Consider the following 13,064-nt stretch of genomic DNA (forward strand, 5'->3'; position numbering starts at 1 on the left):
CCCTACTGAGTGGGGGCGCGCCGGTCCGCCTCCAGGATGATGCGCACGGCCTCGTCGGGGTCGTCGGTGACCGAGACCAGCTCCGCGTCCTGCGGCGAGACCTTCCCGGTGGCCAGCAGCGTGTCGCGGATCCAGTCGATCAGCGGCGACCAGAACGAGACGCCCATCATGATCACCGGGAACGAGGTGACCTTCCGCGTCTGCACCAGGGTCAGCGCCTCGAACAGCTCGTCGAGCGTTCCGAACCCGCCGGGCAGGGCCACGAACCCGCTGGCGTACTTGACGAACATCGTCTTGCGCACGAAGAAGTAGCGGAACTCGATGCCGAGGTCCACGTAGTCGTTGAGACGCTGCTCGTGCGGCAGCTCGATGCCGAGGCCGACCGAGACGCCGCCGGCTTCGAGTGCGCCCTTGTTCGCCGCCTCCATCACTCCGGGGCCGCCACCGGTGATCACCGCGTAGCCCGCCTTGGCGAGCCCCGAGCCGACCTTCACCCCGAGTTCGTATTCGGGACTGTCGGGACCGGTGCGAGCCGAGCCGAAGACCGTCACCGCCGGAGGAAGGTCGGCCAGGGCGCCGAAGCCCTCGACGAACTCCGACTGGATGCGCAGGACGCGCCAGGGATCCTCGTGAAGCCAGCCGGTGGGGCCGCGGCGGTCGAGGAGGCGCTGGTCATGGGTGGATTCGGGGACGAGGCCGCCGCGGACCAGCGACGGTCCCTGGCGGCGTTCGGGTCGGGTGTGGTTCATGACGGTCACGCTAACGGTCGGGGTCGGGAACGGCGCAAGCCGCACGCGCCTCCCCCAGCCCGAAAGAATCTTGAAAGAGACCTCGGAAGGATGGAACCGGTCGTCGCCGAGGCCCCGTCTAAGAAACGAGGGTGCTGCTCGGGACGAAAGTGGCTTTCCCCGCCAAATGGCCGGCGAGGAAAGCCACTTTCCTCTATCTACGGCCTATTCGGCCAGCCAGGCCGTCATCCGGCGCTCGCTGTCGACGATCTTGGCGAGGCTCACGTTCTCCCCCGCCGTGTGCGCGATGTCGGGATTACCGGGGCCGCAGTTGACGGCGGGCATCCCGAGGGCGGAGAACCGCGCGACGTCGGTCCAGCCGAGCTTGGCCCGGGGTGTGCCGCCGATCGCGGCCGCGAAGGCCGCGGCGACGGGGTGGGTCAGCCCCGGCCGAGCGCCCGGCGCTCCGTCGGTGAGCCGCACGTCGAAGCCGTCGAAGACCTCCTGGACGTGGGCGAACGCCTCCTCCAGCGTGCGGTCGGGGGCGAAGCGGTAGTTCACGGTCACCACGCACTCGTCCGGGATCACGTTCCCGGCCACCCCGCCGCGTACGCCCACCGCGTTGAGGCCCTCTCGGAACTGGAGGCCGTCCACCACCGGGCGCCGGGCCTCGTATTGGCGGAGGGCGTCCAGGACCGGCGCGACGCCGTGGATGGCGTTGACGCCCTCCCACGACCGGGCGCTGTGCGAGCGCACGCCCTTCACCGTGATCTCGGCGCGCAGCGTGCCCTGGCAGCCGCCCTCGATCAGCCCGTCGGTCGGCTCCATCACGACCGCGAAGTCGCCCGTGATCCACTCGGGATGGGTGCGGGTGAGCCGCAGCAGGCCGCTCCGCTCGGCCTCGATCTCCTCGCAGTCGTAGAAGACGAAGGTCAGGTCGCGGTTCGGCTCGGCCAGCAGGCAGAGCTTGAGCTGGACGGCCACGCCGCTCTTCATGTCGGACGTCCCGCAGCCGTACAGCACGCCGTCCTCGGCCCTGCTGGGCAGGTTGCCGGCCACCGGGACCGTGTCGATGTGCCCGGCGATCACCACGCGCTCGGCCCGGCCGAGGCCGGTCCGCGCCACCACCGCGTCGCCGTCCCGCAGCACCGTCAGGTGCGGCAGCGGATCGAGCGCCTCCTCGATGGCGTCGGCCAGCGCCTTCTCCCCGCCGCTCACCGATTCGATGTCCACCAACTGCGCCGTCAGCGCACCCACGTCCTGGGCAAGGTCAAGCCGCATGTCACCCGACCTTAATCCACGGGTTCACGCGACCTGGACGGTGGCGACGGGCTTGGTGGCCTTGCGCCAGCCGTCGTGGCCGCTCGCGGCCGTCCAGGTGACGCCCTCGAAGCGCACCTGGCGCAGGCCGTACTTCTGGGCGTGGGTGACGTACCAGGCGGCCACCAGCCAGCCGCGCTTGGGCGCGGAGTCGGTGCCGAGCGCGCGCACGAGCTGCTTGCGCGCGGTCTCGGGCTGCGGCGTGACCGGCTTGTCGGACGGCGGATACCAGCAGTGCACGGCCTGGGGCACGCGCCCGATGAACGCCGCCGACAGGATCTTGGCGTTGTACTCGTGCTCGGCGTAGGCCGAGCCGTCGGCGGAGCGCTGCACGGCCTGGGCCGCCTCGTGCAGCGGCAGGGTCTTGTAGTGCCTCACCTTCTCCAGGGCGGAGAAGAACTTCCGCGCGGCGTAGACCGGATCCTGCAGCTGCTCGGCCGTCCCCCAGCCCTGCGAGGGCCGCTGCTGGAAGACGCCCACCGAGTCACGGTCGCCGTACGGCAGGTTGGCCAGCTTCGACTCCTGGATCGCCGTGACGTAGGCGATCTGCAGAGCGCGCTCGGACAGCTTGCGCCGCACCGCGACGGCGGCGATGGTCGCGGCCACCTGGGCCTGCTCGATGTCGAGATCGAGTGTGCCGCCGGGAGTCTGCACCATGCAGTGTTCGCCCAGAGCGAACGGCTGGGTCCGCTTCAGCAAGTGATAGGCGCCATAGAAGATGGCCGCGCCCAGCAGGACGACGATGACCATGACGGTCACGACAGGTTTGGTAAGGCGCCGTTCCACAAGCAGAACCTACCCGTGTGATCAGGGAAGCCGATCCACTCGAATCGAACCAGGAGTCAGCGGCCGGGCGTAGGACGCCTCCCACTGCCCGCCCTGCACACGCTGGAACGACAGCAGGCGGCCGTCGCCCGTCCGGTAGTCGGCGAAGTCGAGCAGACCGCGCTCGGGCAGCCCGGTGTTCCCCTCCGAGCGGAAGGCGGCCGTGCCGCGCTCGATCGGGGAGAACTCCAGGCCGTCGACGATGAGCATGTGCCTGGCCGGCACCATGCCCTGGGTCGGTACGTCGGTCCATAACAGGACCTCCAGGTGGAGGGTCTCGCCCTCCTTGCCCGGCCGTTCCTCGACCGACAGCCAGTTGTAGCGCCGGGCGCCCTCGTCCAGCAGGTACTCCGTCCACTTCTCGCCCTGCATCGTGCAGTGCAGGGCGCCGACGGCCCGGTAACGGGCGGCCTCCACGTAGACGGTGTCGCCCACCCTGATCGTGCGGGGGTCGAAGAAGTCGGGTTCCGCCTCGGGATCACGCGGCGACGGCTCTCCCGGCGCGGCGGGCGGTGTGCGGACCGGCTCGCGCGCACGTGCGCGCCGGGTCACGGCGATGGCGCCCAGCACGACGGCGACCGTGGCGAGGCCAAGCACGATCACGATCGCTGTCGTCATGGCGGGCGATCCTACTGGAGGCGGCTCACCGCCGCATCGACGCGCTCGTCGGTGGCGGTGATGGCGACGCGGACATGGTCGCGCCCGGCGTCGCCGTAGAACTCGCCCGGCGCGACGAGGATGCCACGCTCGGCCAGCGCGCGCACCTGGTCCCAGCAGCCGGTGCCGTTGGTGGCCCACAGGTAGAGCCCCGCGGCCGAGTGCTCGATCCGCCAGCCGGCCCGCTCCAGCGCGGGCCGCAGCACCGCCCTGCGCCGGGCGTACCGCTCGCGCTGCTCGTCGGCGTGCGCGTCGTCGTCCAGCACGGCCGCCGTGGCGGCCTGGACCGGTGCGGGCATCATCATGCCGGCGTGCTTGCGCACCTCCAGCAGCCGCCGTACGAGCCGGGGATCGCCGGTGACGAAGCCGGCGCGGTATCCGGCGAAGTTCGACCGCTTCGACAGCGAGTGGACTGCGAGGAGGTTCTCGTGGGAGCCCTCGCACACGTCCGGGTGGAGGACGGAGACCGGGTGCTCCTCCCAGCCCAGCTCGATGTAGCACTCGTCGGACGCGACGACCGCGCCGCGCTCGCGCGCCCACGCGACGACCTTGCGCAGGTGCTCGGCGGGCAGGACGCGCCCGGTGGGGTTGGACGGCGAGTTCACCCAGACGAGGGGCACCCGCTCGGGGCCCAGCGCGAGGAGCCCGTCGGTCGCGAAGGGCTCGGCCCCGGCCAGCCTCGCACCCACGTCGTACGTGGGATAGGCGAGCTCGGGGAAGACCACGCGCTCGCCGGGCCGCACGCCGAGCAGCGTCGGCAGCCAGGCCACCAGTTCCTTGGAGCCGATGGTCGGCAGCACGTCGGCGGGGTCGATCGTGACGCCGTGCCGCCGCCGCAGCCAGCCCGCGGCCGCCTCACGCAGCCGCGGCGTGCCGTACGTCAGGGGATAGCCGGGGCTGTCGGCGGCGGCGGCGAGCGCCTCACGGGCGACCGGGGGAACCGGGTCGACGGGCGTGCCGACCGACAGGTCGACGATCCCGCCGGGATGCGCCCGCGCCAGGTCCTGATAGGGCACGAGCCGATCCCATGGGAAGTCCGGCAACGCAAGCAAAGAAAATCCCCCAGTCGTCACGGACCACGCCGGTCAGGCGTCGATCAGTGGTCCGGTCAGTGGTCCTCGCCCTGCGGCGGGAGCGCCGCGACGAGCGGGTGGTCCTTGTTGATCTTTCCGACCTTCGAGGCGCCGCCGGGCGACCCCAGCTCCTCGAAGAAATCGACGTTGGCCTTGTAGAAGTCCTTCCACTGCTCGGGAAGGTCGTCCTCATAGAAGATCGCCTCTACGGGGCACACCGGCTCGCACGCACCGCAGTCCACGCACTCGTCGGGGTGGATGTAGAGCATGCGTTCGCCCTCGTAGATGCAATCGACGGGGCACTCCTCGATGCACGCCTTGTCCAGGACGTCCACGCAAGGCTGCGCGATGACGTACGTCACCTCGGGCTCCTTCTGGGTTGCACGGCTCGACCGCGGGTTGCTAGCCCTAGTATTGCGGTGCCTGCCGACTAGCCGGAACAGGAGGGGGGCAATCGTCGTGGCCCCTCGGTTCGGAGCCCGTCTCGTGATCGCCATCACCCCTGCGGACGTGGGCAAACGGGTGACGACGCGACGCAGGGTGCCCGGTGGGCACCGGGACGCCGTCGGCGTGTTGGAATCCTGGCACGACGGGATGCTTACCGTGCGCAAACGGGACGGAAGCCTCGTAGAGATCGCCGAGGACACCCTGGCCGCCGCCAAGGTCGTGCCGCCCGCGCCACCCGCACCGCCAGCCCGGTAATCCCCGCGCCTGGTGCGTGCGCCAACTAGGTAATGCCCCAGCGCGCCGCCGGGAACGACCACCGCCGGGCGGGGAGCATACGCGGCGTGACCATACGTGCCTGCGTCGTGACGATCTCCTCGGCGGCCCTCCTCCTGTTCGCGGTCTCCGCGTGCTCGAAGCCGTCGTCGTCGCCCTCGTCGGACAAGCCGCTGCCGCCTCTGAACCCACGCGCCGACAGTCTCGAGTCCGGGTTCGGCACCATGGACAGGCTCGTCGACGCGGCCAAGAAGGAGGGCGCGCTCACGGTCGTGGGCCTGCCGGGCGGCTGGGTCGGCTACAAGGAGATCATCGCCCGCTTCTCCGACAAGTACGGCATCAAGGTGACCTCGGTCGTGCCGGAGGCGAGCAGCAAGCAGGAGATCGACACCGCGGCCCGCATGAAGGGGACCGCGCAGGCGCCGGACGTGTTCGACCTCACCCTGGAGGTGGCGGTCGCCAACGCCAAGCTCTTCGCGCCCTACCGGGTGACCGGCTGGTCCGACATCCCGGACGAGGCCAAGGAGCAGCGGGGCCGCTGGTTCGCCGCCTACGGCGGATACATGTCGATCGGCTACGACCCGAGGAAGGTCCCCGCTCCCGCGTCGTACAGCGCGCTGGTCAGGCCGGGGACGATCGTGGCGCTGCCGGGCGACCCGCTCCGGATGGCCTCGGCGTTCAGCGCCGTGATGGCCGCCTCGCTCGGCAGCGGACTGCCGGACGCCGCGCGGGGCGTGGATCTGTTCGCGCGGCTGAAGAAGGGCGGCATGCTCGGCCGGCCCGACCAGGCGACCGCGGTGGTGGACTGGGACTTCATGAACGCGGCGCGGGCCGCCTCCGGGCGCGGCGCCGCGGCCTGGCGGGTGACGATCCCGAAGAACGAGGTGCTCGCCGCCTACTACATGCAGGCGATCAGCGCCGACGCGCCGCACCCGGCCGCCGCCCGGCTGTGGGAGGAGTTCCTGCTGTCCGACGAGGGCCAGAACCTGTTCCTCAAGGCGTACGCGCGGCCCGCCCGGATGGAGGCCATGGAGATGCGCGACACGCTGGACGGGGACGCCGCCGCCAAGCTGCCGGAGGCGTCCGGCGACCCGGTGATCCTGAACATCCCCGAGCAGGATCAGGCCAAGTCATACGTGACCGCGCACTGGGCCCGGATGGTCGGCTGAGCCCGCCGATCGTCCCCCGATCTCGCGGGGGCGACGGAAGCCGTAAAGTGTGTCGTTAGCCCAGCAGTCTCACAAGTCGGCATGAGATTGCGGCAATCAAGACACCGGGCACCACGTGTCAGAATGCGAGCCGATCTTGAGGTACGAAACTCCCAGTCTCAGCCGGTGGAACGCTCGCGCCTACGACAGCTCCTTCGGCTACGTCTCGGCTCAGGGCGCGCCATTGGTGGAACTGCTCGACCCGCGCCCCGGTGAGCGCGTGCTCGACCTCGGATGCGGCACCGGCGTGCTCACCGCCGACATCGCCAGGCGCGGCGCCCACGTGCTGGGCATCGACGGCTCCCACTCGATGATCGAGCAGGCCATCGCGCACCACCCCGGACTCGACTTCACCGTGGGCGACGGTTACGACTTCACCGTCGCCCAGCCGTACGACGCGGTCTTCTCCAACGCCGCGCTCCATTGGATGACCCGCGACCCCGGCGCGGTGATCGACTGCGTGCGGGAGGCGCTGCGGCCGGGCGGCAGGTTCGTCGCCGAGATGGGCGGCGCGGGCAACTGCGCGGCCCTGACCTCCGCCGTGCTCACCGCCTGGCGGGAGTACGGCCTGCCCGAGCCCGAGCTGCCGTGGTACTTCCCCAGCCCGGCGGAGTACGCCCACCGGCTGGAGAAGGGCGGGTTCACCGTCCGGCTGCTGGAGTATTTCGACCGCCCCACCCCGCTCGACGAGTGCCCGAACGGCGCGGCCGACTGGGTCCGGATGTTCGCCGGCTCGCTGCTCGACCGGGTCCCCCCGGCGGCCGTGGAGCCGCTGCTGCGCCGGGTCAACGAGCTGGCCGCCCCCGCGCTTCGCCGGGAGACCGGCTGGATGGCCGACTACGTCCGCCTCCGTTTCGCCGCGGAACGTCACTGACATCTCCACCACGACGGGGCGATTTGCCAGACTATGGACTGGTCTTCGTGAGTGATGGGGAACGCATGAACTTCTGCCTGAGTGACCTCGTGCCACCGCTGCGCTGGAGTGACGCTGCCCGCATCACGGCCCTGGCCGACCGGCCCGGCCTGCCGGACGCCTGGTGGCGGGCGCTGCCCCTGCACCGGGTGCTCGCCGTCCTGGACGCCGAGGCGCTGGGTGACCTGCTCACCGAGCTCGCGCTCGACCACTGGCCGGCGGCGGCCGTCGGCGACGTGCTGCCCGCGCTGCACGTGCTCGACCCCGACGAGGCCGACGACCCCCAGGTCGCGATCGCGCTCGACCGGGCGGGGTCGTGGCACGGCCTGCTCGCGCTGTCCGGCCGCGAGCTGGCCGACCAGCCGTTCGTCAAGGCCCGCCCCGTGCTGACCGCTCTGTTCACCGCCGTGTTCTTACGGATGTCCCCGGAGTCGCCGGCCGAGTCTCTCCCCGAGCCGATGCCCGAGCCGATCCCCGAGCCGATCCCTGAGCCGGTGGAGGATCCCCCGGACGAACAGGTCTCCGAGCTCCCCGAGCTGATCGACGCGGCGTTCGGCGACCTGGACGACCAGACCTGGATGGTGGCGCAGAACCGGGTCTTCGCCGACGAGCCGTCCGACTCCGAGCAGCTGGCCAGGCTGCTGGCCGTCCATCCCGCCGTCATCCACGACCTCGAAGCGGCCCTGCGCGACCGGCTGTCCCACTGGCTCGCACTGCCGGAGGCGAAGCCGTACACCGAGCATCTGACCTGGCTCACCGACACCTTCGGAGCCGCGGTCCCGAAGGACCGGTTCGTCGCGGCGGCCGAGTGGCACGGACGTGAACTGCGCTCGCTGGAGGTGCCCGCCTGGCGGTTCGTGCTCGCCACGCTCCCCGGGCATCGCCTCTCCGGCGACTGGCTCGTGGCCGGCGACATCGAGGACCTGCGGGAGAGGACGCGGAGCCTGATCGCCTCGGCCGAGCGCCCGCCGACCGTCCCCCAGGCGCTGGAGATGATCGCCTCTCTCGGCATCCGTCCCGACGTCGCAAGGCAGTGGCTGGAGAGCGTGCCGCAACTGCGCGCCCAGAAGGCGTCCCAGATCGACCCCGACCGGCAGCCAGGTGGACAGCAGGGCGGGCTCAAGGACGTCGCGCTGACCCGGCGGTGCTTCCGGCAGCCGGACGGCAGGTGGTGGCTCAGGGTCGACGTCTCCGGCGACCACCTCGACGGCGGCGAGGTGCCGCTGCCCAGCGGGTTCGCGGCGTACGTCGGTCTCGCGCCGGGCGAGGACCGCACGGTGCGCAGCGCGGCCGGGGAGGTCGGCCTCTCCTGGCACGCACGGCCGATCCTGGGCTCCCTCAGTCGGATTCTCAGCGAGGTCTCCGCCGAGGAGGGCAGCCACATCTTCCTGACCCTGTCCGAGGAGGGCATGCTGCGCGTACGGCACCTGCCGGCGGCGAACGGCGGCGACGAGACGAGCCGCGCGCTGCGCCTGGTCGGCTACACCGCGCCGAGCGGCACGCCCGAGCAGGCGGCGCGGGTGATCGCGGCGCGCGTCGGCCTCACCGCACCCGTCGAGAGGCCCGAACTCCTCGCGCGGCTGCGAGAACGCGGGGACCGCGACCTGCTGACCCTGCTGGGATAGCCGATGCCCCGGCTCGCGATCTCCCCGGAGTTCCTGCGCGGGCTCGGCGCGCTCACCCGGCCCGTCCGCCGCGACGTCGCCGTCGCGGTGCGCCGGTTCCTGCTGAACGCGTCCGCCGCGCCGCACCCCGAGAGGGTGCGCAACTGCCGCGATCCCCGCGTCGTCACGCTGCGGCTCGCCGACCGCCACCGGGGAGTGGTGGTGCGGCAGGAGGACGTCTACTGGCTGCTGACCGTGCTGCCGGACGCCGAGGCGTGGTCGTACGCGCAGCGGTACAGGTTCGGGGTCAACACGGCCATCGGGATCGTCGAGACCTGGGACGCCGAGGCCCTGGAGCGGATCGAGCCGGCCCTGCGCCGCGCGTCGGAGAGCGGCGGCCGGCCGCTGTTCGAGAACTGGTGCGACGCCGATCTGCTGAACATCGGCGTCGACGCCCACCTGCTGCCGCTGTTGCGGCTGATGACGTCGGAGTCGCATCTCGCGGCCGTGGAGCCCCTGCTCCCGTACAGCCAGTACGCGCCGCTCGCGGCGCTCGCCCGCGGCGGCTCCCTCGCGGCGGCCTGGCGCGAGCTGGACGCCTGCCGTTCCCGCGTCGCCGACGAGATCGACCCCGAGGACATCCTGGCGGCGCTGCGGCGCAGCCCCGACCGGGCGGCGTTCGCCGCCGACGCGGCGGAACTGGAGCGCATCCTCACGCTGCCCGGCTGGTGCACGTTCCTCTACCCGCCCCAGCACACGTACGCCAACTGGCCGGCGTACGAGCAGCCGGTGCTGATCACCGGGGGCGCGGGCACCGGGAAGACGGTCATCGCGCTGCACCGGGCGGCCCTGCTGGCGCGGGCGGCCACCGGCCCGGTGCTGCTGGTGACGTTCTCCCAGAGCCTCGCGACCGAGCTGTCCACGCGGCTCGACATGATCATCGACGACGAGGTGGTCCGCAAGCGCGTCGAGGTGGGCAACGTCGACAGGATCGCGCACCGCATCGTCGCCGAGGCGGAGGGCCGCGCCCCCGCCCTCGTCTCCTCCGACGACCTGGCCGAGCTGTGGCAGGAGGCGGCCGTCGGACGCTTCGGCAGCGCGTTCCTGCTGCGCGAGTGGGAGCAGGTGATCCTCTCCCAGGACCTGCGGACGCTGGAGGAGTATCAGTCCGCCGGCAGGCCCGGCCGCGGCGTCCGGCTCGACGCCGAGTCCAGGGCGCTGGTGTGGGAGGCCGTCCAGCAGGTCGTGCGGCGCCTGCGGGAGTCCGGCCGGCGCACCCTGCTCCAACTCGCCTCGGACGCGGCGGGCCTGCTCGGGCGGGCCGTGGGCGACCTGCTCGGCGACGAGGCGCCGGGGCGGGAGCCGTACCGGCACATCGTGGTGGACGAGGCGCAGGACCTGCACCCGGCCCAATGGCGGCTGCTGCGGGCGGCGGTCCCCGTCGCCCCGAACGACCTGTTCATCGTGGGAGACCCGCACCAGCGCATGTTCGACACCCGGGTCGCGCTGGCGGACGTCGGCATCCCCGCCCGCCATTTCCGCCTGAGGATCTCCCACCGGCTGCCCACCGAGATCCTGTCGTGGGGAGTGCGCCTGCGCGGCGGCGGTCCCGCCGACGGCCTGGTCGCGGGCAACGCCGCGATGTACGGCTACCGCGCGGTGGACCACGGCTTGCGCCCGATGGTGCGCGCGTACGTGGACGCGGAGGCGGAGATCACCGGGCTCGTCTCCACCGTGGCCGAATGGCTGGAGGAGGGCGTGCCGACCGCCCAGATCGCGGTGGCCGCGCGCACCTCCGACCTCGTGCGTACCGCCCGCACCGCACTACGCGAAGCGGGCATCACGGTCAAAGTCACCTCCCTCCACGGCATGAAAGGGCTGGAATTCCGCCGCGTGGCCGTGATAGGCGTGGCTGACGGAATCGTGCCGGCGCCGGACGCGCTGACCCCGGCCGACGAGGACCCGACGGCCCGGGCGCACGATCTGCAACGCGAACGGGGGCTGCTCTACGTGGCGTGTACGCGGGCGGGGGAGGTCCTCTACGTGTCCTATTCGGGGCGCGCCAGTCCCTTCATCCCGGCCTGACGTCCGATCCCCTAGTCTGAACTGCGGATATATTCCCCCTGCCGGTTGGACCTGCATGAACCTCAGCCTTAGCGACATCGTGCCTCCGCTGCGCTGGACCGCGCCCAGCCAGGTAGAGCCGATCGCGAGCGACCCCGGTCTTCCCGACGCGTGGTGGCAGGCGCTTCCCCTCGACCGGGCCTGCGCGGCGGTGGGAACCAGCCAGGTCGCCTCCCGGCTCGCCGACCTAACCACCGCCTGCTGGGCGCACCTGGTCCTCGGCGACATCCTCCCGCTGCTGAGGTTCACGCACCCCGAGGAGAGCCTCCAGACGCCCGGCCCGCGGGAGAGCGTCCACGACCTGTACGTCGACGTGATCGACAAGCTGCTCGCCACGGAGCCCGCGCAGGAGCCGGCCGGGGCGGCGGTTCCGCCGGCCCTCCCCGAACGGCCGATGCCCGAGATCGTCGACGAGATCTTCGCCCGGCTGGACGACCGCCAGCGGGCCATCGCGCGCGACCGGCTCTACTTCGACACCTCCCAGCAACCGGGACAGGGCCAGCGGGCCACGCTGGACGAGCTGGCCCAGCGCTTCTCCGTCACCCGCGAGCGCATCCGGCAGATCGAGCGCGACCTGCGCGACCACGTGATGGACTGGCTGAACGGCCCGTCCGCCGCGCCGCTGAACGCCCACCTGTCCTGGCTGCGCACCCGGCTGGGCTCGGCCGTGCCCGCCGACGACCTGGCCGCCGCCGTGCCGTGGCACCGCACCGAGCTGATCACGCTCGCGATCCCCGCCTGGCGGGTCGTCCGTACGCTCCTGACCGGGTATGAGCAGGTGGACGGCTGGCTGATCGCGGGCGGCGCCGACGAGCTCAGGGAGAAGACCCGGCAGCTGTTCGCCGATGGCCCCCGTCCGCTGGAGGAGGCGGTCTCCCTCGTCGCCCAGCTCGGCATCCGGGAGGACGTCGCCGAGCGCTGGCTGACGTCGGTGCCGCAGCTGCGGATCATGGACGGTCACGTCGTCCCCTGGCCGCGCAGCATGGGTGACAAGGCGGAGGCCGTGCTGGCCGTCGCCCACGCCCCGCTCACCCCCGAGGACATCCAGTCCCGCATCGCCGAGGACTACAGCCTCGTCGGCATCCGCAACCAGCTCGCCTCCGACGAGCGGTTCATCCGGCTCGACCGCAGCAAGTACGGACTGCGGCGCTGGGGCGGCGACGAGTACCTGGGCATCCGGGAGATGATCATCAGGGAGATCGAGCGTGCGGGCGGCGAGGCGTCCGTGAGCACGGTCGTGGACAACCTGACCTCCCGCTACGACGTGAGCGAGAACTCCATCAGGGCGTACGCCGGAGGGCCCGGGTTCGAGCGGACCCAGCGCGGCTTCATCAAGGTGGCCGTCCAAGACCAGGCCGAGGCCTACCAGCCGCGCCGGGACGTGTCGATGACCCGCCGCTGCTTTCGCAGCAGGGACGGCCGCTGGTGGCACCGGGTCGACGTGAACGCCGAGCACCTGCGCGGCTCGGGCTCCCCGCTACCGACCGGCTTCGCCGCGCACCTCGGCATGGCGCCAGGGGGGCAGCTCACCGCCTCCACCACGTCGGGTGAGGTGGTGATCAGCTGGCACAACCAGCCGACCATCGGCTCGATCAGGCACGTGCTCGCCGAGTACAACGCGTCCGAGGGCGACCACGTCTTCCTCACGGTCTCCGACGGCGGCGAGCTGCTGACCCGCTTCCTGCCGGCGGCGGGGGCCGGGCTGCCCGCGATCAACCATGCGCTGCACCTGATCGGATACACCGCTCCGGTGGCGTCGGAGGCCGAAGGCCTGCGGCTCATCGGCGCCCGCATCGGCCTGCCCGAGGGGTCCGCCCGCGAGGACGTCCTCGACCGCCTGCGCGAACGCGGCGACCGCGACATCCTGACCTTCCTCCCCTGATTCCGGGGAT

At 71.8% G+C, this 13,064-nt stretch carries 12 protein-coding genes; 6 read left to right on the forward strand and 6 right to left on the reverse strand.

The features are described 5' to 3' along the window. Positions 1 to 2: 2 nt before the first annotated feature. From BXA11_RS07830 to fdxA, 6 genes are all read right to left on the reverse strand, one after another. Positions 3 to 749: an LOG family protein gene (locus BXA11_RS07830; RefSeq protein WP_076434045.1), complete on the reverse strand. Its 747-nt coding sequence runs from the start codon at positions 747 to 749 to the stop codon at positions 3 to 5. 204 nt (positions 750 to 953) lie between these two features. Beyond that, positions 954 to 2,009 (reverse strand): succinyl-diaminopimelate desuccinylase, encoded by a 1,056-nt coding sequence (dapE, locus tag BXA11_RS07835; RefSeq protein WP_076433910.1) that lies wholly within the window; start codon positions 2,007 to 2,009, stop codon positions 954 to 956. Positions 2,010 to 2,033: 24 nt separating this feature from the next. After that, a complete protein-coding gene (locus BXA11_RS07840) occupies positions 2,034 to 2,798 on the reverse strand; it encodes a hypothetical protein (RefSeq protein WP_076434046.1) in 765 nt (254 codons plus the stop codon). A gap of 57 nt (positions 2,799 to 2,855) precedes the next feature. After that, positions 2,856 to 3,491, reverse strand: a complete 636-nt coding sequence (locus BXA11_RS07845; RefSeq protein ID WP_076433911.1) for a DUF4178 domain-containing protein — start codon at positions 3,489 to 3,491, stop codon at positions 2,856 to 2,858. An 11-nt stretch (positions 3,492 to 3,502) separates the two neighbouring features. After that, positions 3,503 to 4,582 (reverse strand): succinyldiaminopimelate transaminase, encoded by a 1,080-nt coding sequence (dapC, locus tag BXA11_RS07850; RefSeq protein ID WP_083744047.1) that lies wholly within the window; start codon positions 4,580 to 4,582, stop codon positions 3,503 to 3,505. Positions 4,583 to 4,638: 56 nt separating this feature from the next. Further along, positions 4,639 to 4,965: a ferredoxin gene (fdxA, locus tag BXA11_RS07855; RefSeq protein WP_030507471.1), complete on the reverse strand. Its 327-nt coding sequence runs from the start codon at positions 4,963 to 4,965 to the stop codon at positions 4,639 to 4,641. A 97-nt stretch (positions 4,966 to 5,062) separates the two neighbouring features. On the opposite strand from fdxA, the gene BXA11_RS07860 reads away from it, so the two are divergent. The 6 genes from BXA11_RS07860 (at position 5,063) to BXA11_RS07885 (ending at position 13,054) form a co-directional block, all read left to right on the forward strand. Continuing rightward, complete coding sequence (locus tag BXA11_RS07860; protein WP_076433913.1) at positions 5,063 to 5,305, forward strand: putative acetyltransferase; 243 nt, start codon at positions 5,063 to 5,065, stop codon at positions 5,303 to 5,305. Positions 5,306 to 5,391: 86 nt separating this feature from the next. Next, positions 5,392 to 6,492: an ABC transporter substrate-binding protein gene (locus tag BXA11_RS07865; protein WP_051761615.1), complete on the forward strand. Its 1,101-nt coding sequence runs from the start codon at positions 5,392 to 5,394 to the stop codon at positions 6,490 to 6,492. A 136-nt stretch (positions 6,493 to 6,628) separates the two neighbouring features. Continuing rightward, on the forward strand, positions 6,629 to 7,405 hold the full coding sequence (locus BXA11_RS07870) for a class I SAM-dependent methyltransferase (RefSeq protein WP_076434047.1): 777 nt from the start codon (positions 6,629 to 6,631) through the stop codon (positions 7,403 to 7,405). A gap of 47 nt (positions 7,406 to 7,452) precedes the next feature. Next, entirely contained in the window at positions 7,453 to 9,069 is a 1,617-nt protein-coding gene (locus tag BXA11_RS07875; protein WP_143734147.1) for a hypothetical protein, read from the forward strand. A 3-nt stretch (positions 9,070 to 9,072) separates the two neighbouring features. Further along, on the forward strand, positions 9,073 to 11,133 hold the full coding sequence (locus BXA11_RS07880) for a UvrD-helicase domain-containing protein (protein WP_076433915.1): 2,061 nt from the start codon (positions 9,073 to 9,075) through the stop codon (positions 11,131 to 11,133). A 55-nt stretch (positions 11,134 to 11,188) separates the two neighbouring features. Next, positions 11,189 to 13,054 (forward strand): sigma factor-like helix-turn-helix DNA-binding protein, encoded by a 1,866-nt coding sequence (locus BXA11_RS07885; protein ID WP_076433916.1) that lies wholly within the window; start codon positions 11,189 to 11,191, stop codon positions 13,052 to 13,054. Positions 13,055 to 13,064: the final 10 nt, after the last annotated feature.

The organism is Microbispora rosea (assembly GCF_900156315.1).
In the GTDB taxonomy this organism is placed as follows: domain Bacteria; phylum Actinomycetota; class Actinomycetes; order Streptosporangiales; family Streptosporangiaceae; genus Microbispora; species Microbispora rosea.

Excerpts from the sequence above, each read along its gene's own strand:
- dapE (WP_076433910.1), bottom strand. The coding sequence starts at position 2,009 with ATGCGGCTTGACCTTGCCCAGGACGTGGGTGCGCTGACGGCGCAGTTG.
- BXA11_RS07830 (WP_076434045.1), bottom strand. The coding sequence starts at position 749 with ATGAACCACACCCGACCCGAACGCCGCCAGGGACCGTCGCTGGTCCGC.
- BXA11_RS07840 (WP_076434046.1), bottom strand. The coding sequence starts at position 2,798 with ATGGTCATCGTCGTCCTGCTGGGCGCGGCCATCTTCTATGGCGCCTAT.
- BXA11_RS07845 (WP_076433911.1), bottom strand. The coding sequence starts at position 3,491 with ATGACGACAGCGATCGTGATCGTGCTTGGCCTCGCCACGGTCGCCGTC.
- BXA11_RS07880 (WP_076433915.1), top strand. The coding sequence starts at position 9,073 with ATGCCCCGGCTCGCGATCTCCCCGGAGTTCCTGCGCGGGCTCGGCGCG.
- BXA11_RS07885 (WP_076433916.1), top strand. The coding sequence starts at position 11,189 with ATGAACCTCAGCCTTAGCGACATCGTGCCTCCGCTGCGCTGGACCGCG.